This is a genomic window from Treponema sp. R80B11-R83G3 (assembly GCF_054786115.1).
Window position 1 is genome coordinate 1 of record NZ_BDHF01000260.1, and the last position, 1,092, is coordinate 1,092.

The window sequence follows — 1,092 nt, forward strand, 5'->3', positions numbered from 1 at the left end:
TCGGGCTTAGGGATTTTTCTTACAAGTTACGCAAAACTGACGAGGCTAGGGATTGGTCTTTACCTGCCGTTTTTATTTATTCGGTGGTGTGCGATAAAACTCAACCGCATAAATCATTAGTGCATGGGATAGCTCAAAGGGCGGGGCTTGATGTGTCTGATATTGACTGTTCCACTATTCCGGTTACGCTTCCTTATGTCAAATTAAGTAAAAATGTTTGGTCTGAATTATCGAGCATGGCCACAGCTTGCCGTTGCCATTTGGAGTGTCCAGTAGAAAAGCCATTAGTTTTTGCCCATTCACCGTACCAAGATGAGCAATTAGAAATGAGCAATGAGGAATGTTCATATATTTTTAAGGGCGAAGATATTTTTTATTTACGGATAACGGCAAGGGAGGAACTGTACCGGAATACGGTGCGATTAAAAGTCAATATGCCTGTTGTTTTAGAGAGACAGGAAATTTGGCGGTATGACGATTCACCTGTTTTTTATGATGAGTTTTTACAGCCACATTACCCTTTTAAATATCCGTTGGAGCGTGAAATTGAGGCAGGTAAATATGAAGCAAGATACAGGATAAAAGACGCTGACGGTAAAGAGCGAAATGTTTTATTTGCTGATCAGATAGACGGTAAAGATGAAGCAGAGAATAGGCTTGATTTTGATGGCGGTCCATTTTCTTATTCGCATTATGACGTTACTTCAAACCATGACAGGGCAATACTGACGCTTGCCAAAGAAACTGACGGCGATTTGTATAAGGCTGTCATTTATGGCAGACCGATTATTCTTGATTTGAATAGGTCATGTTTTATGAAAGATATAGAAGCGGTAGAAACATTGGGTACGGTTGCGCTTAATGTTACCGGCTCTTATTTTTCGGAATACGGAATAGTTAGGGGAAATATTACCGTTATGCAATATGAGGATTGGGTTATCCGTGAACTGGAAGAAAGATTGCAAGATAGAAGGGAGTTTACGATTAAAACACACAGAGCGTTGTTTAATGCGAGGGTGGGAGCGAAAGTAAAAATAAAAACAAAAGATGATGAAACGGGGGGAACGATTAACGCTTTTTCTTTCAGGTATA

Annotated in this window: 1 protein-coding gene; it reads left to right on the forward strand. The window is 40.0% G+C overall.

All coding sequences use genetic code 11. From position 1 onward, the window contains the following. The coding region (locus ACYVRH_RS13150) for a hypothetical protein (protein WP_461257349.1) at positions 1–1,092 on the forward strand (1,092 nt) is incomplete at both ends.